17 protein-coding genes and 7 tRNA genes are annotated in these 21571 nt (G+C 29.9%); 16 read left to right on the forward strand and 8 right to left on the reverse strand.

Going from position 1 to position 21571, the window contains the following annotated elements:
* Positions 1 to 66 precede the first annotated feature (66 nt).
* The 9 genes from bhYOR_RS03050 to bhYOR_RS03090 all read left to right on the forward strand — a co-directional run bounded on the left by bhYOR_RS03050 (position 67) and on the right by bhYOR_RS03090 (position 6349).
* Positions 67 to 141: transfer RNA gene (locus bhYOR_RS03050), tRNA-His, on the forward strand.
* A 17-nt stretch (positions 142 to 158) separates the two neighbouring features.
* Positions 159 to 232 (forward strand) — tRNA-Arg (locus bhYOR_RS03055).
* A 57-nt stretch (positions 233 to 289) separates the two neighbouring features.
* Positions 290 to 370: transfer RNA gene (locus tag bhYOR_RS03060), tRNA-Leu, on the forward strand.
* A 6-nt stretch (positions 371 to 376) separates the two neighbouring features.
* Positions 377 to 448 (forward strand) — tRNA-Gly (locus bhYOR_RS03065).
* Between the two features lie 48 nt (positions 449 to 496).
* The gene (tig, locus tag bhYOR_RS03070) at positions 497 to 1837 is read left to right on the forward strand and encodes a trigger factor (protein WP_025434101.1); all 1341 of its coding nucleotides are present in this window, start codon (positions 497 to 499) and stop codon (positions 1835 to 1837) included.
* 27 nt (positions 1838 to 1864) lie between these two features.
* Positions 1865 to 2449, forward strand: coding sequence for an ATP-dependent Clp endopeptidase proteolytic subunit ClpP (gene clpP, locus bhYOR_RS03075; RefSeq protein WP_025399920.1), 585 nt, complete (start codon positions 1865 to 1867; stop codon positions 2447 to 2449).
* A gap of 23 nt (positions 2450 to 2472) precedes the next feature.
* Positions 2473 to 3765 (forward strand): ATP-dependent protease ATP-binding subunit ClpX, encoded by a 1293-nt coding sequence (gene clpX, locus bhYOR_RS03080; RefSeq protein WP_025399921.1) that lies wholly within the window; start codon positions 2473 to 2475, stop codon positions 3763 to 3765.
* The gene (gene lon, locus bhYOR_RS03085) at positions 3740 to 6145 is read left to right on the forward strand and encodes an endopeptidase La (RefSeq protein ID WP_025434102.1); all 2406 of its coding nucleotides are present in this window, start codon (positions 3740 to 3742) and stop codon (positions 6143 to 6145) included. The genes clpX and lon overlap by 26 nt, the downstream gene beginning before the upstream one ends.
* Before the next feature lie 57 nt (positions 6146 to 6202).
* Positions 6203 to 6349, forward strand: coding sequence for a hypothetical protein (locus bhYOR_RS03090; protein ID WP_086936087.1), 147 nt, complete (start codon positions 6203 to 6205; stop codon positions 6347 to 6349).
* A gap of 23 nt (positions 6350 to 6372) precedes the next feature.
* Here bhYOR_RS03090 and rpsD read toward each other — a convergent pair whose 3' ends face one another.
* The 3 genes from rpsD to bhYOR_RS03105 form a co-directional block, all read right to left on the reverse strand.
* Entirely contained in the window at positions 6373 to 6999 is a 627-nt protein-coding gene (gene rpsD / locus bhYOR_RS03095) for a 30S ribosomal protein S4 (protein WP_025399923.1), read from the reverse strand.
* A gap of 20 nt (positions 7000 to 7019) precedes the next feature.
* Positions 7020 to 7093: transfer RNA gene (locus tag bhYOR_RS03100), tRNA-Met, on the reverse strand.
* 55 nt (positions 7094 to 7148) lie between these two features.
* Positions 7149 to 8456, reverse strand: a complete 1308-nt coding sequence (locus bhYOR_RS03105; RefSeq protein WP_247088201.1) for a cation diffusion facilitator family transporter — start codon at positions 8454 to 8456, stop codon at positions 7149 to 7151.
* Between the two features lie 117 nt (positions 8457 to 8573).
* Here bhYOR_RS03105 and bhYOR_RS03110 point away from each other — a divergent pair, with 117 nt between their 5' ends.
* A complete protein-coding gene (locus bhYOR_RS03110; RefSeq protein ID WP_025399925.1) occupies positions 8574 to 8942 on the forward strand; it encodes a hypothetical protein in 369 nt (122 codons plus the stop codon).
* Positions 8943 to 8975: 33 nt separating this feature from the next.
* Here bhYOR_RS03110 and cdd read toward each other — a convergent pair whose 3' ends face one another.
* A complete protein-coding gene (gene cdd / locus bhYOR_RS03115) occupies positions 8976 to 9431 on the reverse strand; it encodes a cytidine deaminase (RefSeq protein WP_025399926.1) in 456 nt (151 codons plus the stop codon).
* Positions 9432 to 9564: 133 nt separating this feature from the next.
* On the opposite strand from cdd, the gene bhYOR_RS03120 reads away from it, so the two are divergent.
* Positions 9565 to 10524 (forward strand): DHH family phosphoesterase, encoded by a 960-nt coding sequence (locus bhYOR_RS03120; RefSeq protein ID WP_025399927.1) that lies wholly within the window; start codon positions 9565 to 9567, stop codon positions 10522 to 10524.
* Here bhYOR_RS03120 and bhYOR_RS03125 read toward each other — a convergent pair.
* Positions 10514 to 12058, reverse strand: coding sequence for a glycoside hydrolase family 3 N-terminal domain-containing protein (locus bhYOR_RS03125; protein WP_051473520.1), 1545 nt, complete (start codon positions 12056 to 12058; stop codon positions 10514 to 10516). The two genes, bhYOR_RS03120 and bhYOR_RS03125, sit on opposite strands and share 11 nt — an antisense overlap.
* Positions 12059 to 12478: 420 nt before the next feature.
* Between bhYOR_RS03125 and bhYOR_RS03130 the strand changes: the two genes are divergently transcribed.
* A tRNA-Met gene (locus bhYOR_RS03130) sits at positions 12479 to 12552 on the forward strand.
* A gap of 16 nt (positions 12553 to 12568) precedes the next feature.
* Positions 12569 to 13114 (forward strand): DJ-1 family glyoxalase III, encoded by a 546-nt coding sequence (locus bhYOR_RS03135; protein ID WP_025399929.1) that lies wholly within the window; start codon positions 12569 to 12571, stop codon positions 13112 to 13114.
* Positions 13115 to 13189: 75 nt separating this feature from the next.
* On the opposite strand, the gene bhYOR_RS03140 is transcribed toward bhYOR_RS03135, so the two are convergent.
* Both bhYOR_RS03140 and mfd read right to left on the reverse strand, forming a co-directional pair.
* Positions 13190 to 14416, reverse strand: coding sequence for an acetate kinase (locus tag bhYOR_RS03140; protein WP_025399930.1), 1227 nt, complete (start codon positions 14414 to 14416; stop codon positions 13190 to 13192).
* A 16-nt stretch (positions 14417 to 14432) separates the two neighbouring features.
* Positions 14433 to 17801, reverse strand: coding sequence for a transcription-repair coupling factor (gene mfd / locus bhYOR_RS03145; RefSeq protein WP_247088203.1), 3369 nt, complete (start codon positions 17799 to 17801; stop codon positions 14433 to 14435).
* 97 nt (positions 17802 to 17898) lie between these two features.
* Between mfd and bhYOR_RS03150 the strand changes: the two genes are divergently transcribed.
* The 3 genes from bhYOR_RS03150 (at position 17899) to bhYOR_RS03160 (ending at position 21028) form a co-directional block, all read left to right on the forward strand.
* Positions 17899 to 18861, forward strand: a complete 963-nt coding sequence (locus tag bhYOR_RS03150; protein ID WP_025399932.1) for a hypothetical protein — start codon at positions 17899 to 17901, stop codon at positions 18859 to 18861.
* Positions 18818 to 20878 (forward strand): LysM peptidoglycan-binding domain-containing protein, encoded by a 2061-nt coding sequence (locus bhYOR_RS03155; RefSeq protein WP_038452342.1) that lies wholly within the window; start codon positions 18818 to 18820, stop codon positions 20876 to 20878. Before bhYOR_RS03150 ends, bhYOR_RS03155 begins: the two co-directional genes overlap by 44 nt.
* A 78-nt stretch (positions 20879 to 20956) precedes the next feature.
* Positions 20957 to 21028 (forward strand) — tRNA-Asn (locus bhYOR_RS03160).
* On the opposite strand, the gene rnmV is transcribed toward bhYOR_RS03160, so the two are convergent.
* Positions 20990 to 21568 (reverse strand): ribonuclease M5, encoded by a 579-nt coding sequence (rnmV, locus tag bhYOR_RS03165; RefSeq protein ID WP_080684295.1) that lies wholly within the window; start codon positions 21566 to 21568, stop codon positions 20990 to 20992. The two genes, bhYOR_RS03160 and rnmV, sit on opposite strands and share 39 nt — an antisense overlap.
* Positions 21569 to 21571 lie beyond the last annotated feature (3 nt).

The raw sequence follows: 21571 nt of genomic DNA on the forward strand, positions 1-21571 counted from the left end.
GTTGACTTACTCTTTGAATATATATAAAATGAATTTACATGTAATTGAGTATAGTTGAGTATAATTGGTGGTTGTAGCTCAGTTGGTAGAGCGCCGGATTGTGGTTCCGGACGGCGCGGGTTCAAGTCCCGTCGATCACCTTTTATTGTTGTTAAACTGCACCCATGGCTCAATTGGATAGAGCATTGGACTTCGAATCCGAAGGTTGCAGGTTCGAATCCTGCTGGGTGTGAAACGTTAGTTTTATACTTGAAAAAGCTTTTTAAGTTTTGTATACTACCTAAGGTATGCAGGAGTGGTGGAACTGGCAGACACGCTAGACTTAGGATCTAGTGCCCTGGGCATGTGGGTTCGAGTCCCACCTTCTGCAAGAAATGCGAAAGTAACTCAGGGGTAGAGTGTCACCTTGCCAAGGTGGAAGTCGCGGGTTCGAATCCCGTCTTTCGCTTAAATTTAGCAATGAGTAACATTAATACATTTTAATTAGAGGAATAATGTGATATTAAATAATGATGTAAAATTGATTCCCGGTTCTAAGGTTGAGGCTGTTATTAGAATTTCAAAAAAATTTGTTAAAGGTAAATACAACGAGATTTTACAGGATTATTCTTCTCGTCTTAAGATTAAAGGTTTTAGGATAGGAAAAGTTCCTTTAAGTATTATTGAAGGCAAATATTCCGATAATATAAAAGCTCTTACTATAGAAAAACTTATTCATAAGTCTTTAGAAGAATTTTTTAAAAGGGCGACTTATAAACCATTGAGTTATGCTGTTCCTAAAATATTAGATGAAAAATTAGAAATAGATTTCAATAAAAATTTTGAGTTTACTGTTGTTTATGAGGCTTATCCTGAATTTGAGATGCCTGATATATTTAATGTTGAGGTAGAAATTCCAGATGTTATTGTTTCTGATTCTGATGTGGAGAATGAGCTTAAATTATTGCAACTTGAAAATGCAATGGTTGTTGCTGATAGTGGTGATGTTAAGGTAGGCAGTATTGTTAGAGTAGACTTTGTGGAACTTGATGATTATTTAAATGAGATCTTAACAACAAAGAGGCAAGATTTTGTTTTTACTATTGGTGAGTCTGATAATTATTATGGATTTGATGATGACATTATTGGAATGAAGAAGGATGAAGAGAAAATAATAGAGAAAAATTATGGTGCGGATTATAAGTTTAGTGAGCTTGCTAATTCTTTTAAGAGATTAAAGGTTATTGTTAAAGATATAAAGAAGCGTGATCTTCCTGAACTTGATGATGCTTTTGCAAAGGATATTAAAGATAGTTTTGATACTTTAGAAGATCTTAAGAAAGATATAAGAGAGAATATGTTAAGGCTTGTTAAGGAAAAAAGTGAATCTCTTAAATTTTCAAAATTGTTGTCTGATGTTGCAGAGAAGCTAAACATAGAGATTCCATCTGCTATGTTTGAGGCTGAACTTAAAAATGTTCTAAGCGAATTTTCCGACCAAAATAAGATTGATCTTAAGAAGTTAAATGATGCTTATATAGGTTTGGAAGGTGTTAGTGATATTTTTAAGGAGAATGTACTTAAAAGGTTAAAGTCTAAGTTAGTTTTCCAAAAAATAGTAGATAATGATTTAACAGAAATTACAGATGCTGATTTAGAAAAAGAGCTTGTTAAACAGGCTGAAGATACAGAGATGAAACTTTCAAAGGTTAAGAGATTTTATAAAGAGAAGAAATTGCTTGGAATTTTAAAAGATGAAATTAAGAAGCAAAAGGTTAAAGATAAAATTTTAAAAAATGTGAAGGAAATTAAACTTAAAGAAGTTGCCTTTAGAGATTTTATTAATTATAAAACATAAAACGGGTGAATAATGATAAGAGAATATATGCATAATTTAGTGCCTACTGTTGTGGAGTATACTGGAAATTATGAGCGTGTGTTTGATATATATTCAAGATTGTTAAGGGATAGAATAATTTTTTTGAGCGGTGAGATTAATGATATAAGAGCAGACACAGTCATTGCTCAACTTCTTTTCTTGGAGTCTGAAGATCCTAAGAAAGATATATACGTTTATATAAATTCTCCTGGAGGTAGTATTACTTCAGGACTTGCAATCTATGATACTATGCAATATATCAAGCCAGATGTAAGAACGATTTGCATTGGTCAGGCAGCTTCAATGGCTGCATTCTTGCTTGCAGGAGGTGCTATAGGAAAACGAGAGTCATTATCATATTCAAGAATAATGATTCATCAGCCTTGGGGTGGAATAGGCGGTCAAGCTAGTGATATTAGCATACAAGCAAATGAAATTATAAGGCTTAAGAGATTAATAATAGATATTATGTCTAATAAGATAGGGGTTTCTAAAGAGAAATTATCTCTTGATATCGAGCGAGATTATTTTATGACACCAAAAGATGCCCTTGATTATGGAATTATTGATGGTATCTTGGTAAGAAATTAGTTTTATTTTGGGTGAGATTTTATATGGCAAAAAGTAAAAGTCAAAAAATTGAAGGGTGTTCTTTTTGTGGGCGTACTAATGCTGAAGTTGAAGGACGAATTATTTCAGCAAAGTCTGTTGCTATTTGTTTTGAATGTTCTAAAATATGTCATAATCTTTTTAAAGAAGATACAGAAAAACCTGAAAGGGGTAGATCTTCAAGATCCCTTCCAACCCCTAAGCAACTTAAAAGTCATTTAGATAAATATGTTATTGGACAGGAAGATGCAAAGAAAGTATTGTCCGTTGCTGTTTATAATCACTATAAAAGGATATTTAAGGGTAATAAGAAGGAAGGGAGTAGAATTGAACTTGAGAAATCTAATGTATTGCTTGTAGGTCCTACTGGGAGTGGTAAAACTTTACTTGCAAAAAAGTTGGCAGATGAGATGAATGTTCCATTTGCAATAGCAGATGCTACAACGCTTACTGAGGCTGGATATGTGGGAGAGGATGTTGAGAATATTTTACTTAAGTTGATTCATGCTGCTAATGGAGATGTGAGTTTTGCAGAAAGAGGTATTGTTTACATAGATGAAATAGATAAGATTGCAAAAAAAGGTGAAAATGTTTCAATTACAAGGGATGTATCTGGAGAAGGTGTTCAACAATCTTTATTGAAAATAATTGAAGGCACTATTGCAAATATACCGCCAAAGGGTGGGAGAAAACATCCTTATGAGGAGACTATTGAAATCAATACGCAAGACATACTATTTATATGTGGTGGGGCGTTTGTGGGACTTGAAAATATTATTAAAAGAAGAATTAATAAAAGTTCCATTGGCTTTTCATCTGCTGGTAAAAAAGATTCAAGGGAGGATAATTCTTTAAAATATTTGGAAATGGAAGATTTGGTTAAATTTGGACTCATTCCAGAATTTGTAGGTAGGCTTCCTGTACATTCTTATCTTGAGAAGCTAGAAAAGGAAGATTTAATTAAAATATTAATTGAACCTGAGAATTCTATCGTGAAACAATATTATCATATGTTTAAAATGGATAATGTTGAACTGGTATTTGAAAGGGATGCACTTAATGCAATTGCAGAAGAAGCCATGCTAAAAAATACAGGTGCTAGAGGGTTGCGTTCTATTTTAGAAGAATTACTTAAAGATGTGATGTTTGAAATACCTTCAACTAAGCAAATTAAAAAAGTTATTGTTACTAAAGAGTCTGTTTTAAATAGCAATATTGAGCCCTTTATTTTGACAGGAAGGCATGTTCATAAGCCTTGGGCAAAAGAACTTTATGAAATCAATTCTAAATCTAATTAATTCTAAAAGAGATGATCTTCCAGTGATTCTCTTAAGACAAAATGTTTTTTTCCCCAATGTAACTTTATGGATTAATTTTGATGATAGTATCTCGATTAATGCAATATATCAGTCTATGTTAGAAGGTAGATTGATCTTATTTTTTTGTGTTAATGATCTTAAATCTGATGATAATGGCAAAATCAGTTTAGAAAATTTATATTCTATTGGTACTTATGCAAAACTTATTCAAGTTGTAAAGGTTACTGAAACTTTGATAAAAATTTTAGTCAACTTTCAGGATAGGGTTATTATTAAAAGTATTTTAAAACAGAAGAATTATTTTAGAGCAAAGATTGATTTTATATCCGATAAATGTGAATTTAATAGCGAACTTTTTACTTATTCTAAATTTTTAAGAGAAGCTTATGATATTTATAGATCTTATTTGCCCACTAAAACATTAGAGGATGATGAGAGTAGCAATTTTTTTGATAGTCCAGCTAAACTTGTTGATGTTATAGCGTCTAGTATGAATTTGGGATATAAGGTCAAGGTAGAACTTTTACAAGAATTAGATGTCAAAGTTAGAATAGAAAAATTGATCATAAATTTAAGTATTGAGACTGAGCTTTTAATGCTTAAAAAAGATATTAAGACTAAGGTTAAGACTAGACTTGATAAGGGACAAAAAGAATATTTTTTGAATGAGCAGCTTAAGGAAATTCAAAAGAGATTAGGTAAGGATGAGAACGATTATCTTGAGAGATTGAACTGTAAAGATATTCCTGAGGATATTAAACCTAGAATTGAAAAAGAAATATCTAGATTGACTCGTATGAATACAAATTCACCGGATGCTAATATTGTTAGGAATTATGTTGAATTGTTACTTGACCTACCTTGGAATGAAAATACTGTGATGAATAATTCTTTAAGAGAAATTGAACTTATTTTAAAGAATTCTCATTATGGTATGGATAAGGCTAAAGAAAAAATAATGAATTTTTTAGCTGTTTATCATATTAATTCTAAAGTTCAAGCACCTATTTTGTGTCTAGTAGGCCCACCTGGTACTGGGAAAACTTCTGTTGCCTTATCTATTGCTAAGTCTCTTTCTAGAGAATTTGCAAAAATTTCCCTTGGTGGATTAAGAGATGAAACGGAGATTAGAGGACATCGGAGATCTTTTGTTGGAGCTCTTCCGGGGGTTTTTATTAATGCAATCAAAGTTGCAGGAAAATCTAATCCCGTGATTCTTCTTGATGAAATAGATAAGATTAACAGTACTTATAAGGGAAATCCGGAAGCAGCACTTTTAGAAGTTTTAGATGCTGAGCAAAACTCTAAATTTGTTGATCATTATTTAGAAATTCCTTATGATCTTTCTAATGTATTATTTGTGGCAACGGCCAATTCTCTACATGAGGTTTCTAGACCTCTTCTTGACAGGATGGAGATCATTAAGATAGAAGGATATTCTTGTATTGAAAAATTAGAAATTGCAAGAAATTTTTTAATACCAAAGATAATTAAAGAGAGTTTTTTAAGTAAAGTCTATATAAAAATAGAGGATAATGTTGTTTTGCATATAATCAGGAACTATACTATGGAATCTGGAGTTAGGAATTTGAAGAGAGTTTTGACCAATTTATTTAGAATGGTTGTAAGAGAATTACTTTATGTTTACTCACGGGAAGATATAATTGAAGGAAATTCCTATTTTCCAAGTTCCTTGATGCATGGCAATAATTCGCTTTTTACTCATGATCCTGATATTCCTGGTATTTACAAAATAATTAATATGAGTAATTTTCATTTTTATGTGGATTGTGAATATAAATTTAATTTAATTAGGATTGATACTTCTGGATTTGTTTATGGGCTTGCCTGGACAAGTTATGGGGGTGCTGTACTTCCTGTTGAGGCTATTAAATTTGATAGAAAAGGCGATATCATTTTAACAGGTAGTCTTGGGACTGTTATGAAAGAAAGTGTTCAATTGGCTTATTCTGTTGTGAAAACTTATTCTTCTGAACTTAATTTTGATATAAATGAAATCCCCGAAATTCATCTTCATTTTCCAGAAGGAGCTACACCAAAAGACGGACCTTCTGCTGGAATTACCATTGCAACAGCCATAGCTTCTGTCTTGTCTGATAAAAAAGTGCCTTTAGATCTTGCTATGACGGGAGAGGTTACTCTTAAAGGTTCAGTTCTTCCTGTGGGAGGTATTAAGGAAAAAGTGCTTGCGGCTTATAGGAATGGTATAAATAAAATTATTATTCCAAAGGATAATGAGAAAGATTATGTTAAGCTTCCAGAAGATATTAGGGGCAATATTGATGTTAAGTATGTATCTCATTTAGGAGAAGTGTTTGACTATTTAAATATCATTTAGTAGGATTATTTAGAGCTTTATGTGTTAAAATTTATTAAGGTTTATTAAGGAGCAAATATGAAAGATGGAGTTAGAAAGCCTTCAGGTAGTAGGGTGTCATTTAATTCTCAAGATCATATTAAAAATGTAGTTAAGAATAACTTTTCGTCTTTTTCAAATAGCAATTTTGGCAAGAGTTTTACTAAGAAGAAAAAAGGTAAGTAGCATGTAATATGCTACTTACTGACTTATGCTCTTTTGGAATAGTATTCAACAATCATTTGTTCATTTGCAAGAGTGGGTATTTCGTCTCTTGATGGAGGGCGGGTTACCTTTACATTTAGATCATCGGCATTGACTTCTATCCAAGTTGGTAATTTTCGAAGAGTTGATGTTTTTTCTATGTTAGATCTAACTAGTTTCTTTAGGCTATCTTTTTCTTTTATTTGTATTGTGTCGTTTGCTCTTAGGGTAATAGAGGGAATTGTAACTCTCCTTCCATTAAGCATGATAATCCCGTGCGAAACTATTTGTCTTGCGTGAGCTCTTGAAATAGCAAATCCAGCTCTGTATATAACGTTATCAATTCTTCTCTCAAGTAATGCTAAAAGATTATCCCCTGTAACTCCATGTTGCCTTCTTGCTTCCTTGAAAATATTAGTAAGTTGCCTTTCACTTACACCGTAAGTAAATTTGACCTTTTGTTTTTCTATTAGTTGTTTTCCATATTCTGTGATTTTAGCTCTCCTAGAGCGTCCATGCATTCCAGGTGGATTAGGTTTCTTTTTAAGTAATTTATCGTATTTGGGTTGTTCGAAGATATTAATACCAAATCGTCTTACTAACTTTCCTTTAGCTATGTTTTTTCTGTTCATTAATCCCCCACATATTCAAATAGCAGGGGTAGGACTTGAACCTACGGCCTTCGGGTTATGAGCCCGACGAGCTACCAAACTGCTCCACCCTGCGTCTTGCAATATAATTTAACACAATTTTACTTGAAGTGTCAATTGATTTTGTTTTGTTATATTAAAATGTATATTTCATGTATTTCTTTATGGTGTTTCTTGATTATATATTTTATTTTTTCTGTTTTTTGTATCAAATTTTTTAAGTCGTTTTCATAGCTTAAATCTAGTTTGATATAGAGACTTAAGTCATTTCCTTGATAGAAGGAATTGAGTTCTTTGAAATTTATATTAATATTTTTTAATGTGTTTTTTATTTCTCTTTTTAAGTTTATGTTTTGTCTTGATAGAAGGTTGTTAGCATTGTTTATAATTACGTGTAATCCTTCTTTGATCATTATAAAACTAATACATATAGATATTATTTTATCAAATCCTGTCCATACATAATTTGCAAGTAATAAGCTTAATGTGGTACCTCCATGAGAGAATATACAATTTTTATCAGATGATGATAATGCTAGAAGCAAATAGTTGTTATATCTTTTGCCGATTTGAAATTTTACCAAATATTCAATTATCTTTACTAGGAAGAATATGAAGGGTATTAATGGTATCCAAATACTTTTTTTTAAAGAATTATTTGAAAATATTTCTAATATGGTTTTTTTATCTTCATGATAATGATCATGGTGATGATTATTATGGTCATTATTGCCATGATGATGAAGATGCAATCCAGATTCACTTCTAAAATTCATTAATTTGTTAAGTCCAGTTGTGCTTAAAAATATTGTAAATCCTGAGATTATTATAATAATTCCTATAATAAATGCTATGAGGTTTTCCATTTTTTTATATCCATAAGGATAATAAATTGTTTCAGGCCGATTTGTAATTTTTAAACTAAAATAGGTAATTGTAGATAGTATAAAATCTGATGTAACATGAAGTGCATCTGCTATTAGTGCGAATGAACTAAAAAGAATCCCAACAGTAAGTTTAGATATTATTGATGCTACTTCTGCTAATACTGATATAAATCCTATTCGCATTATAAGTGTATTTTTTTTTGTTTCATAAATTAAGTCTTTTTCATATATATTATTGTTATTTTCAAATCCTAATTTTTTAAGTTCTTCTTTTATGTCATTAATTGTGCATAAAATTTTTTGCAATTTATTTTTTTTGCCATAATAAATTAAGTTATGAATTAATACTCTCTCTATTCCTTCTGCTTTAAAATTTGGATCAATATAAAAATCATTAATTTTAATCTCTTTATCTTGTATTTGAGCTTTTAGATATGATATTGTCTTAATATTATTTTCTGTGTAAACTATATAAATTTCGTTTTTTTTTAGACTTGCAAGTTTTAAATGAGTGCATTTATTGATATTTTTATCGTTGATTATCTTGATCATATTTGCACTTTCCCTTTTTTTTATTGCATAATCCTATTATGTGTAAAGATAACATTATTTTTTTTAATGTTCAATTAATTTTGTTAATGTCCTAAATAAGGTGGGAGGGAAAGATTTATGTTACAATCTCAATTCTTTGTTAAGAGATGTAAAAGATGCATTTCTAAAGGTGAAGTTTTAATAAATAATGTGAAGAGTGTTGAGAATGTTTTTTATGATTTTCTTAAAATTTTTGATAAAAAATCCTTAGAGCATATATTCAATTATTATTATGAGAATTTTGACTTTGATGAGGGAATATATGCTTTTATTGATAAGTTTATTCCAATTATTAACTTTTTGTCATTAGAGGTTGTGGATTATGAATTTAGCATTGATGAGAAAAAACTCATATTAGAGGTTTTTGATTCCTCAGCATGTACTTTTAAAGCTGATAAATTAAGTGAGTTTGCAAGGGCCATTATTTCTCTTGGTATTTTAAATTAATATTCAGATTTTGTCTTTACATAAGTTTTTAGATTATGTTTTTTGATTTGCTTTAAATATTCTTGATAATTCTTCTTTGTTGAATGGAACCTTAAGTAAATCGTTAAGTGTATAAGTTTGTGAGACTGTTTTAGTGGCGTTAAATTCATTAGGATCTGTTATTAATATTTTAGTATCTTCTTCAAAAAATTCTGACATTACTTGACGACATATTGCACATGGCACACTTGCTGGAGTTGTTGTAATTAATATAAAATCTATTTTTTGTGTACCAACAGATGATATCATGTTCATCATTGCAGCTTGCTCTGCACAACGAGTTGCTCCAAAACTTGCATTTTCAACATTTGAACCTTGAAAAAATAAATTATCTTTGGTTTTAATACAAGCGCCCACTTTGAATTTTGAATACGGTGAATATGCATTATTTCTTGCAGTTTCAGCCATTTGAAATGCTTTTATAATTGCATTCTGTTCACTATGTTCCACTTAAAACTCCTTAAGTTTATGATATTGTCAATTATATCACGATGCTTATAATTTTCTATTAAAATATTGTAGAATATTTAATTATAGGATGTAATAATTGTTGATTTGTATAAAGGTTTGTTAATATTTTTTTATGATAGATGTTATTGAATTTATTAGGAAATACAATAATTTTATTATTATTGGGCATAAGGATCCTGATTTTGATTGTATTGGTTCATCTTTAGCTCTAGCTTCTTTTTTGTCTAGAATAGGGAAAAGGGCTATCATGTTAAATGAAGGTCCTTTTGTAAGAAAGGAAATAATACCTTTTAAAGATAAGTTTTTATCTAGATGGCCAGATATTGAATCTTCAGATTATGCTGTTATTATTTTGGATTGCTCCATATTGAATCGTATTGGAGATGAATTTGCTTTTTATGTGAAAGATATGCCTATTCTTGTTATTGATCATCATGCATCAGGCGATAAGTTGGATGTTCCTGGATATATTGATCCTTTTGCCCCCTCAACTACTTTTTTAATTGAAAAATTAGTTAGAGAATTTGGGTATGAAGTTACTAAAGAAGAGGCATGGTATATTTTGGTTGGATTTTGTACAGATACAGGATTTTTTAGATTTATTTCAAGTAGTGATCCTGAACCTTTTGAGATGATAGCTAGACTTGTGTCTAAAGGCATAAGTCTTAAAGATGTTTATAATTATGTTGAATCTGTTAAGAGTATAGCCTCAATAGATATTCTTGGTGTGATGTTAAATAATCTTAAATCTTATTTCGATGGGAAAGTATTGCTTACTATTTTGCCTTTCAATTCTAAGAAGGACACTAATGTTAGTGGTGTTAATGAGCTGTTTTATGCACTTCTTACTAATGTTGAGAATAATGAAATATTAATTATTTTAAAAGAGACTGAAGATGGTTCTGTTTTGGTGGGGCTTCGTTCTAGAGAATATTTTGATGTGGGTGAACTTGCAAAATGTTTTGGAGGTGGGGGACATAAGCATGCCAGTGGGTTTAAGGTTAAAAATAGTTCTTTAAATCTTTTAGAGAGTCAAATAATTGCATACATCAAGGGTGCTATTAAGTCTTAAAGTTGATTAAGGGGATTTGTCCTTTTGGATTAAAATCTTCTGTTAAAGTTAAGAATCCAGATTTAAATGACAGTGTTGTTGTTCCATATACTATTACTATATTTTGTATCCAGTCTAGGTTTTTAATGTGTTGGGGTGTAAGTGAGACAATTATACTTATTTTATCTTCATATTCTTTTAAGTTTTCTATATATTTTAGACTAGCGGGTGTTGAGAGATTAAAAATAACTTGTTCGTGTTTTTTAATTAGGTTTTTTATTTCTTGTAATTTTGTGGGATTTATACTATTGAAGGGATAATAGTCATAGTAATAACTGGAACTATTTTGAAATATTTTTTTCCCTTCTTTAACCATTGTGTTATAAGGTGATATTAGAAGTGTTTTTTTATGTTTTGATACTTTTTTGAGTAGCTTTATTTTCGTTATTCCTCTTAATATATTTTGTTCAAAAAATTTTTTAGCTTCTTTAGTAGGTATTGATTGAGCATTTTTATGATTTGGATAAATTTCTGCTTCGTTTTTGTTTTCTTTTAAGTATTCTAATTTTATTCTAAGAATTCTTTTGTTAGATTTAATGATATTTTCTCTTATCTCATTATCTTTTTGCATGAGACTTAATAATTTATTGTAAGCGTTGTTTTGTATGTTTTCGTTTATTGATATTAATAAAATATCAGTTTCAGTTCTAATAATTCTTTCAATTGTGTCATAAATACTTTCATTTTGATATTTTACTGCTTTCATTAATAAATCGTCTGTTATTATTAAATTATCATATTTCAGATTTTTCCTAAGGAGTTCCTTTATAATTTTAATTGAAGATGATGCAGGTATTTCTTTGCCATTTGTAAGCATTGGGTATGCTAAGTGTCCGCTCATAATCATTGGAATATTTTCTTGTATTAATATTTGATATGGCATTAATTCATTTGATAGCACTTCTTTTAAATTTAAGTTTATTATTGGCATTTTTATGTGAGAATCAATAACAGTATTACCGTGCCCAGGGAAGTGTTTTGCTGTTGAAATTATGCCCGCCTGTTTTTGTCCTTTGTAAAAAGCTAGAGCAAAAAGAGAAACGATTTGGGGATTATTTGAATATGTTCTTGGTCCTATTGTAAAATTTTCTTCATTGCTGTAAATGTCTGTTATGGGTGCAAAATTTAGATTAATTCCAAGTTGTTTTAACTCATTTGCTATGTGATATCCTGTAAGGTAAGAATCGTTTGGGGATAGAGTAGCTGTAATTCCAAGATTTCCTATTGTCTTTGATGTTTTGAGTTTTATGTGTTGTGTCCATCCACCTTCTTGATCTGTTGCTATAAATAAAGGTATTTTAAATCTATTTTTTTGCGACATTGATTGTGCTTTATTTATGCTTTCTATTAACATGTGTAAATTTTGAGCATTCCATCCAAATATTTTGATTCCTCCTAAGTTTTTTTCCTGTATAAAGTTCAGGGCAAATTTTGTTATTTGGCTTCCTGGATAACTTATCATAAACATTTGACCCAGTAATTCTTTGTCATTCATTTGGCTTACTATTTTATCTATTAATTTTTCTTTATCTTCTATAGTCCAAAAATTATATGGAAAACAATTATTATGGATAAAAAAGATAGTTATACAAACAATTTTTTTCATTTAAACCATACCAATCTTCTATTTTTTTTTGATTCATAAGTATATCATATTGTTTTTAAAATTATTTCAATAAATGAACCTATTTAAGTTATAAATTTTTTATTTTCATTCCAATTTATATTAAGAGATTTAATTGATTTTCAATAGTAATTTTATTTTTTTTAAAAAAATACCAAATACTTATTTTATAAGTAAAGTTTTAGCATATTTATTGATTGTAGTCTTTTAAGTGCAGTGGGCGTTTATCTTGAAGAATATGGTTTTATATTGACAAAATATCTTTGAATTTATAAACTTTAATGGCTGCAAGCTGATGTAGCTCAGTTGGTTAGAGCACTCGGCTCATATCCGAGTTGTCGTGGGTTCAAGTCCCTCCATCAGCATTAAGGAGTTTGTATTATGAGAGTGGCAATTGTGCTTGCCAATGGTTTTGAAGAGATTGAAGCTGTAGTCCCTATGGATATTCTAAGACGTGGTGGTGTTGATCTGAAGGTTATTGGTTTAAATGACGATAGGGTTGTTTTAAGTTCTAGAGGATTTACTTTTTGGGTTGATGAGAAAATATCAGATTGTAGTGCAGATCATTTTGATTTAATAATCCTTCCTGGAGGAATGCCTGGTGCTACAAATCTTTTTGAATCGCAAAGTTTAGATAAGATTTTAAGAAATATGAACTTACAAGGTAAGTTGATTGCAGCCATTTGTGCATCACCAGCAGTTGTGCTTTCTGCAAAGGGACTCTTGGGTACAAATAAGTTTACGTGCTATCCGGGCTTTGAAGATGGTATTACTGATGGTGAATTTGTGGATGAGGATGTGGTTGTTAGTAATAATTTCATTACTTCTAAGGGTGTTGGCACGGCTTTCAAGTTTGCTTTTACTTTGCTTAAGATTATTAAGGGAGAGAGAGTACTTGAGGATGTTAAGAGGAAAGCTTTGCTTTAATATGATTTGTACTACAGGATATTTCAGTTAATTTAGTAAGTCAGTTCTTAAAGATTGCCTTATAATAATTTTAATTTATTTTAGATTTCGTGAGTGTTCTGTAATTAGATTGTAGGTATCTTCAAGTATGGTTAGTTCTTCATTTGTTGGTATTACAAGTATTTTTGTCTTACTTTTTTCACTTGAGATATCAGATTCTATGTTTTTTTCTCTTGCTAAATTATTTTTTTGAAGATCAATTTCTATACCAATCTTTTCAAATCCTTTTAGTGATAGTTCTCTTATTCCATAATCGGTAACACCAATACCAGCCGTGAAAACTATTGCATCAATATTGAATTCAAGAATTGCAAGGTAAGACCCAATATATTTTTTTATTCTATAAGCCATTATTTCAACTGCAAGTTTAGAATTATATTCATTATTTTTTACCCCTTCCCAAATATCTCTTAGATCGTTTGACTTAAGAGATATGCCAAGCATACCACTTTCCTTGTTAAGTATTTCTTCAATCTTTCTTGGGGTCTTATTTAGTAATTTGCTCATTAAAGGAATAATCGCAGGATCTATGTCCCCACTTCTTGTTCCCATTACAAGTCCTTCAAGAGGAGTAAGCCCCATGCTTGTATCGTAAGATATTCCTTTTTTAACTGCATTGATGCTTGATCCATTTCCTAGGTGTAGTATTATTAAGTTTAGATCTTTTTTATGTTTGTTAAGTATTGTTGCAACTCTTTTAGTTATATATGCATATGATAATCCGTGAAATCCGTATTTTCTGATATTATAGTCTTTATACCAAGAGTATGGTGTAGCGTATAAGAATGCATTTTCATTCATGGTTTGATGCCATGATGTGTCAAAGCATAAAACTTGTTTTGCATTTGGGAATATTTTAAGTGTTATTTCTATGACTTTTATTGCAGTTGGATTGTGAAGGGGTGCAAGAGCGGATATTTTTTCAAGTTCACTTAAGATATTTTCATTAAGTATTACTGAATTTTTAAAATTTGGGCCTCCATGTACAATTCTGTGTCCTATTCCTTGAATTTCATTTAGATTGTTTATGATATTTAATTTCTTGTTTGTTAATATTTTAATCAGTTGTTTTAATGCTTCCTTGTGTGATTTGATGTGTTTATCTATTTTTTCGAGTAAGTCATTTTGAGTCTTAATTTTAATTATTGATTTTTTTGTTTTTATTTTTTCAATTGTTCCAGATGCTAGGATTTGTGTATTTTTATGTTGATAGAGTGTAAATTTTAATGAAGAACTTCCTGTGTTAAGTGTTAATATTTTCATATCCTTTACTTGATTATTATAATAATAGATTCAAATGTCTATATATGCAATTTATTTTTTCTGATCCTTTAACATTTTTTAGGTTTAGAAAAACTGAATTTTTATATTCTGGATTTATTTTCAATGTAGTAGGATTATCTTTTATGATTTGCATTATCCTGTAAACAGGAATACTATTTGTATCTAAATATTCGATTTCAAGTAATCCATTTCTTTCTTTAAGGCTCGTAATATTGAGTTTTTTGGCAAGTAGTTTCAGTTCTGATAATATAAGTAAGGTATTAAGCTCTTCTGGAATTGGTCCAAATCGGTCATGAATTTCAGCTCTTATTTTGTTATTTTCTTCTTCGCTTTGAATTACTGAAATTTTTTTGTAAATTGATATTTTGTCTTGTTCATTATTTACATAGCTATCGGGAATAAATCCATTGTAGTTGATTTCAATAGTGATTTTATCTTCCTTAGAATCTTTTCCCATGCGTTTTTCAATTGCTTTATTTAACATTGTTAAGTAATAATCCAGTCCAATAGATTCGATCTCTCCATGTTGTTCTTTCCCAAGTAGGTTTCCAACACCTCTTATTTCCATATCTTTCATTGCAATTTGAAATCCTGCTCCAAGTTCTGAAAATTCAGATATTGCTCTTAATCTTTCAATGGCACTTTCGTTTAAGTTTGAGTTTTCTTTATATAAGAAATAAGCAAAGGCTTTCTGCGAACTTCTGCCAACTCTGCCCCTTAGTTGGTATAGTTGTGCAAGTCCAAATCTGTTTGCATTGTTAATTATTATTGTATTTGCATTTTCAATATCTATTCCGTTTTCAATTATTGTTGTTGCTAATAGTACTTGATATGATTTATTTATGAAATCATGCATGATACTTTCAATTTGGTCACCTGTAAGTCTTGCATGAATGGTTGCAATTCTTGCATAAGGGACTATTTTTTCTAGCATTGTTTTTATTAAATCTAGTTCTTGAATATTATGATGCACAAAAAATACTTGTCCATCTCGGGAGAGTTCATGCTCTATTGCATGTTTAATTAAAAGCTCGTTGAATGTTTCTACATAAGTTTCTATTTTAATTCTGTTTTGAGGTGGGGTTTTTAAAACCGAAATGTCTCTTAGTTTGATTAATGACATATGAAGAGATCGCGGAATTGGAGTTGCTGATAGGGTAAGACAGTCAACAGAGACTTTTATTTCCTTTAGTTTTTCCTTTTCTCGTACCCCGAATCTTTGTTCTTCATCAATTATAATGAGTCCTAAGTTTTTATATGTTATTTTCTTAGAGAGTATTTTGTGTGTTCCAATTATTATGTCGATTTCGCCCGTTTCTAAGTTTTTAATAATTTCCCTTTCTTTTGATTTTTTTATAAATCTACTTATCATTGCAATTTTAATTGGAAAGTTTTTAAATCTTTTCTTGAATGTATTGAAGTGTTGTTCTGTAAGAATTGTTGTTGGAGAGAGTATTGCTACCTGTTTTGTGCCCATGACAGCTTTGAATGCAGCCCTCATTGCGACTTCGGTTTTACCAAATCCAACATCACCGCATAAAAGTCTATCCATTACTTTTAAACTCATCATATCTTGCTTGATTTCTGATATTGCTGTTAGTTGATCTGGAGTTTCATCGTATGCAAATTCTGATTCAAATAATAATTGCCATTCATTATCTTGAGGATATTGAAATCCCTTAGTGCTTTCTCTTGCTGAATAGAGTGAAACAAGCTGATCGGCAATTGCATCAATTCTTTTCTTTGTATGAGCTTTTTTCTTTTCCCAGGTTTTTGAGCTGATTTTATCTAATTTTATATTTTGAGTTTCATTTCCAATATACCTTTGAATAAGGTGTGTTTGCTCAATTGGAATAAATAATTTTTCATTATCCGCATATTCAATTTCAATATAATCTTTTTCAAGAAGACTTGTTTTGATTCTTTTGATCTGCTTAAATATTCCAATTCCATGGTTGATGTGAACGACATGACTATTTTTTTCAACTTCAATAAATGAATCAATAGGTTTTGTTTTTGATGATTCGAAAACTTTATTTATTTTTTGTCTTCTATTAAATAGATCTGATTCAAGGATAATGGCTATTTTTTCTTTGTTTATTATAAGTGAGCTTGATATTTTTAAAACTTCAATTTTGATTTTTGGCAGATCTTTGAAGATGTATTTTAATTTTTCTTTTTGTGAACTAGATTCTGCTGCAATAATTACTTTAAATCCGTTGTTTAGCCAGTTTTGTATTTCTTCCTTTGCAAGTGCAATATTTGAAAAAAATCTACGCCCACTCTCAATTTCAAATTCTACAAGTTCTTCTGTTTGTGTATTTGCAGGAGTTTTGACGAAGAAAATATTAGTTTTTAATTTTAAATCATTCAAGTTTATGAAAATTTCTTTTGGTGCAATTGTTTTCTCTCCTGACTCTATTGCTTGGCTATAAAGTTTTTCATACTCTTTGTAGATTTTTTTGATCTCTTCTTGCAAATTTGGTATTTTGAAATTTATAGTAAGTGTATCTTCATTTATTTCTTGACTTAGGTATGTGTTTCCTATTAACGGATAAAATATTTCTTCTGCTCTTGCATGATATTTTGTTTCAAGTTGTTCAAATAATTTTTTATATTCATTTTCTTTTATGTAGTGTTTTAATTTGGTTATGTTTTCGTTATTCCAAATGATTTCCTTTTTAGGAATTATATCAAATTCGGGGATTTCATTGCCTTTTTTTAATTGGGTTAAGGGATTAAAATATTTGATTTCTTTTATTGTGTCAGTATGCAGTGAAATTCTTATTGGTTCTGTCTTATTAAATGAGTGTATGTCTATTATTTCACCCTTTATTGTAAATTCTCCAGGTAATGTAACTCTCATTGTTTTTTCATATCCTAGTTTTATAAGGTTGCTTTCAAGATTTTTTATGTTTATTAACTTGCTTGTCTGAATCTTATAAATATTTTTAAATAAATTTTCTTTTGTAGGGATTTTACTAAGTAGAGATTTTAATGAAACAATGTAGATCCCAGGATTATTTTTATAAAAATTGATTAGGAATTTTACTCGTTCGCTAAAGATTGTACTTTTTGAGCCGATGCCTTTATATACAAGAGGACTGAAATAATTAAGTTCATATATTTTATCTGTAATTTTCATTAAGTCATCTTTGAGTGTATTTGCAATATTTTCATTGTTAACTATTAATATAATTTTATTATTACCGTTATATTCCTTTATTTTGTTTATTAAAAAAGCTTCAAAAAATCCTTCATGTCCTACTAGTGTAAAGGGTAGATTTTCTTTAATGAGTTGTTGTATTTTTTTTAAATTTCGATTGTCATTTAGTCTGGTAGTTAATTCTTTTTCTATATTCATTTTTTACCTTTTTGTTTCTGTAGTTTAGTATAATATTATATATTAATAGATATGTTCCGTTTCGTTATGTATAATATAACTAGATTTTGAGGAGTTTATGGAATTTAGGAAGTTATTGTTTGTTATATCTCTTATGGTTGTTCCTTTTATGCTTTTTCCTAGGGATTATAAGGGTCTTGATTTTAAGATAAAGTTTTTCAATCAATCAATTTATCGTGTTAATAGTAATGTTTTTATTGAAGTTTCGCTTAGCAATTTATCTGATGATTTACTTACTCTTGAGGTAGGAGATATTAATACTTTTGGTTTTGATTTTGATGTTACAGATACTACTAACATTAAAGTTAAGAGATCTCTTGAATATGTTAAGGATAGATCAAAGAATGTTGCAATTCCTGTAAGAACTCTGAGTTTGAGACCTAATGAGAGATTTTCTGTAATGATGAGCTTAAATCAATTTGTGCAATTTGATAAAGATGGAGTTTATTTTGTTAGAGGCAAGTTTTTTCCAGATATCTCAGATCCACAAAAGTGTATAGAGTCTAATGTTATTACCTTGTTTTTGAAACCGAAGATGGATGATATTGCAGAAAAATTCAACTTTTCTAATTTGTCTTCCAATCGTGAGGTTCAAAGTGTTTTAAAAAGAGAGAATTTATCTCCTGATAAAGTTATTGAATATTTGTTTTCAGCATTGCGGCTTGGGGAGAGAGAGAAATTCTTTTTATATATTGACATTGAAAGTCTTATTTTAAATGATCAAAATAAATCATATCTTTATAAGCAGGAACTTAGAACAGGTTCTAATAGTATGCTTGAAGAATATAAGGAATATTTATGGAATAATAGTAATTCTGATATTGCAAAAGTTCCAAATAAATTTTCTATTGTTGAAACAACTTATACAGATTCTACGGGGAAAGTTGTGTCTGATGTGTATTTTGAGGATGGTCATTTTTATGTAGCCAAACGATATACCTTTTTTTTAAAAAAGTATGATTATTATTGGATCATTTATGATTATACTGTTCAAAATACTGGAATTAAGGAGAAATACTAGGCCTTTTATTTTTAAGATTAAAGGTCTTAGTATTGTTTTATGGATAGTAAGTTCCTTTAGTTTATATGCTGATTTTAAACATGAGGTTGTTAAAGGTGATACCTTATATTCAATCTCTCTTAAATATAAGATTTCAATAAAAGAACTGAAAAATGTAAATAATCTGCAGTCTGAGAGTATTAGAATTGGTCGTGTATTAGTTATTCCAAGTTCTTCTAAAGTTAACAAAGTTCTTACTAAGAAGGGTGATGAGAAGTCTAAGTTAAGTGATCTTGATCCTGATGCTAAAGTTCATGTTGTCAAAGTCGGTGATACTATTGAGGATATATCTAAAAGATATGGAATTAGAGAAAAGGAATTGGTTGCCTGGAATAGTTTGACTTCTAAGATTCTTAAGGTTGGTTCTAAGTTATATCTGAGTGAGCCTGACTTTTTAAAGCCATATATAGTGAAAAAGGGTGATTCACTCTCAAAACTTTCTGTGGATTTTGATATTAGTGTTGCGGATATTATAAGATTTAATTCTCTAGAGAGTAAGAAGTTAATAATTGGTCAAAAATTATATTTGAAAAAGGTTTCTGGGGATATTCATTTCCATTATGTAAAGCGAGGAGAGACTCTTGGGAAGATTGCGTATATTTATGGTGTTACTGCAAAACATCTTGTCCGTCTTAATGGAGACAAGGCAATAAATTTAAAGGCGGATTCAATTTTAGATGTCTCAAAAATTATTGAAGAAAATTCATCAAGTCCTAAGTCTTTACAATTAAAGACCGAAAAGGGCAGTAGTGAAACGTTTATATCCCATAGGGTATCTGTTGGTGAGACATTATATAGTATTGCCCGTAAATATGGAGTTTTGCTTGAAGATCTTAAGAGTTGGAATAATTTAGGCGGGAATAATATTTTTCATAATCAGGAACTTAAAATTTATGATAAGAGAAGAGGTCCAGTTGTTGCAAATAAAGACCCAAGGCAATTTGTGGATAATTCTAGTGATTCTAAGACCAAAGTTAAAGCTATTGCAAATGTTGTTTCTGCTAAGAGTAAAAAGTTAGATTTAAATTTTTCCAATATTTTAAATAATAGAGATGCTTTTGATATTAGTGCTTTAGTTATACTTGATCCTAAAATACCTATGTTTGAAGCTAATGGGGTTTTTTATTATTGGTATAAGCCTAAAAAAGTAAGTCAGCCAAGTGAATTTTATTCAGAAGATTGGTATTCTCCTCTGAATGCCTATAAGAAAGCAAGTAAGCTTTTTAAAAGTTTTGAAAGTCTTGTGCAATCTAGGCCGATTAAAAATAATAATCTAAAAAATAAATTAATAATTATTGATCCTGGACATGGAGGACTTGATCCTGGTGCTATTGTTAAAGCTAGAGATGGCCTTAATAATGAGATTTTTGTTGTCGAGGATGAATATGTTTATGATATTGCTCTAAGACTTTATGTATATCTTAAAGAGTATGGGGCTAATGTTGAGCTTACTATTTTATCCCCTGATCATTTAATTAGAGATAGTGTGTCTGCTAATAATACGTTTGTTAATGTTAAGAATGAGGTTTATAATGATTATGATTTAAATAAAACTGATACAGTCGATTCTTGGATAAACGGTACTCAGGAAGGTTTGAAGAAAAGGTTAGCTGTTGCGAAGAAGTTTATAAATAAGTATAAAAATGTTAAGGCAAAAGATATTCTCTATATTAGTTTGCATTCTGATAATAGTGTTGGTGCACCTCGGTGTATGGGATTTTATTACCAGTCTGAGGACGGGAAGGGATTTGATACCCATTCTAAGAGTGTGATTGAAAAAATGACCGAAGGTTTTAAAAGAACTCCTTATATTAAGGGACAAAACCTTTATGTGTTAAAACATAATGTTGTTAAGACTAAATTATTAGTTGAAGTTAGAAATTTGGCATTTGATGAGGAAGCTTGGGCCATTAGATCTTCTAAACTTAGGGACCAGGATTCTAGAATCCTGGCTGATGCTATTTTGAAAATCTTATAGATTTAAGTAAATTATTTTTTTCTGGATTTGTATGCTTGACAAAATATTTTCAATTTAGCATAATATCTAGGTATTAAGTCCCCTATAGCTCAGCGGTAGAGCAGGTGGCTGTTAACCACTTGGTCGGAGGTTCGATTCCTTCTGGGGGAGTCTTAATTCTTTAATTAAGATTACTTTTTCTATGTCTTCTCGTTTTATTTTAAAGTAATTGAGTCTTTCAAGTAGTTTTTTGTTATTTCCATTGCCCAGATTGAAGTGTTTTTGTATTTGTTCTCTTCTTTTCTTGGATTGAGCTCCTGTGATGCCAAGTTCTATTAAATCATTTAAACTTAAACCTTCTTTTTGTTTTTCGTTATCAAACGTACCTATCTTTCTTAAGATTGTTGCTATTTCAAGTTTAGAAGACATTTCTACTTCTTGATCTTTACTTTTAAGGTGGGCATGCTTAATTTTATCTTGATTTAAGTAGTTCATCCTTTTAAGTATTTGTTGTCTAATTAGGTCTCCTGCCTTGTCGCTATCAGTGAAAATAATGATTCCATTTGTTTTTATTGCTTTTTTTAAAACATTAATGGTTGATTGTTTAAGATACAATCCACCAGTTTCAACTATAGTGCACTTAAATAGCTCTTTTATTCTCTTGCTGTCGTCTTTGCCCTCGACTACAATGATTTCTTTTATTTGTTCCAGATT

It is taken from the genome of Borrelia nietonii YOR (assembly GCF_023035795.1).
Classification (GTDB): Bacteria; Spirochaetota; Spirochaetia; order Borreliales; family Borreliaceae; genus Borrelia; species Borrelia hermsii.

What these genes read in the sequence shown, in the direction of transcription:
- clpP (WP_025399920.1), top strand. Translation starts at nt 1,865, where the DNA reads ATGCATAATTTAGTGCCTACTGTTGTGGAGTATACTGGAAATTATGAG.
- clpX (WP_025399921.1), top strand. Translation starts at nt 2,473, where the DNA reads ATGGCAAAAAGTAAAAGTCAAAAAATTGAAGGGTGTTCTTTTTGTGGG.
- lon (WP_025434102.1), top strand. Translation starts at nt 3,740, where the DNA reads ATGAAATCAATTCTAAATCTAATTAATTCTAAAAGAGATGATCTTCCA.
- bhYOR_RS03090 (WP_086936087.1), top strand. Translation starts at nt 6,203, where the DNA reads ATGAAAGATGGAGTTAGAAAGCCTTCAGGTAGTAGGGTGTCATTTAAT.
- rpsD (WP_025399923.1), bottom strand. Translation starts at nt 6,999, where the DNA reads ATGAACAGAAAAAACATAGCTAAAGGAAAGTTAGTAAGACGATTTGGT.
- bhYOR_RS03105 (WP_247088201.1), bottom strand. Translation starts at nt 8,456, where the DNA reads ATGATCAAGATAATCAACGATAAAAATATCAATAAATGCACTCATTTA.
- bhYOR_RS03110 (WP_025399925.1), top strand. Translation starts at nt 8,574, where the DNA reads ATGTTACAATCTCAATTCTTTGTTAAGAGATGTAAAAGATGCATTTCT.
- bhYOR_RS03120 (WP_025399927.1), top strand. Translation starts at nt 9,565, where the DNA reads ATGATAGATGTTATTGAATTTATTAGGAAATACAATAATTTTATTATT.
- bhYOR_RS03125 (WP_051473520.1), bottom strand. Translation starts at nt 12,058, where the DNA reads ATGAATGACAAAGAATTACTGGGTCAAATGTTTATGATAAGTTATCCA.
- bhYOR_RS03135 (WP_025399929.1), top strand. Translation starts at nt 12,569, where the DNA reads ATGAGAGTGGCAATTGTGCTTGCCAATGGTTTTGAAGAGATTGAAGCT.
- bhYOR_RS03140 (WP_025399930.1), bottom strand. Translation starts at nt 14,416, where the DNA reads ATGAAAATATTAACACTTAACACAGGAAGTTCTTCATTAAAATTTACA.
- mfd (WP_247088203.1), bottom strand. Translation starts at nt 17,801, where the DNA reads ATGAATATAGAAAAAGAATTAACTACCAGACTAAATGACAATCGAAAT.
- bhYOR_RS03150 (WP_025399932.1), top strand. Translation starts at nt 17,899, where the DNA reads ATGGAATTTAGGAAGTTATTGTTTGTTATATCTCTTATGGTTGTTCCT.
- bhYOR_RS03155 (WP_038452342.1), top strand. Translation starts at nt 18,818, where the DNA reads ATGATTATACTGTTCAAAATACTGGAATTAAGGAGAAATACTAGGCCT.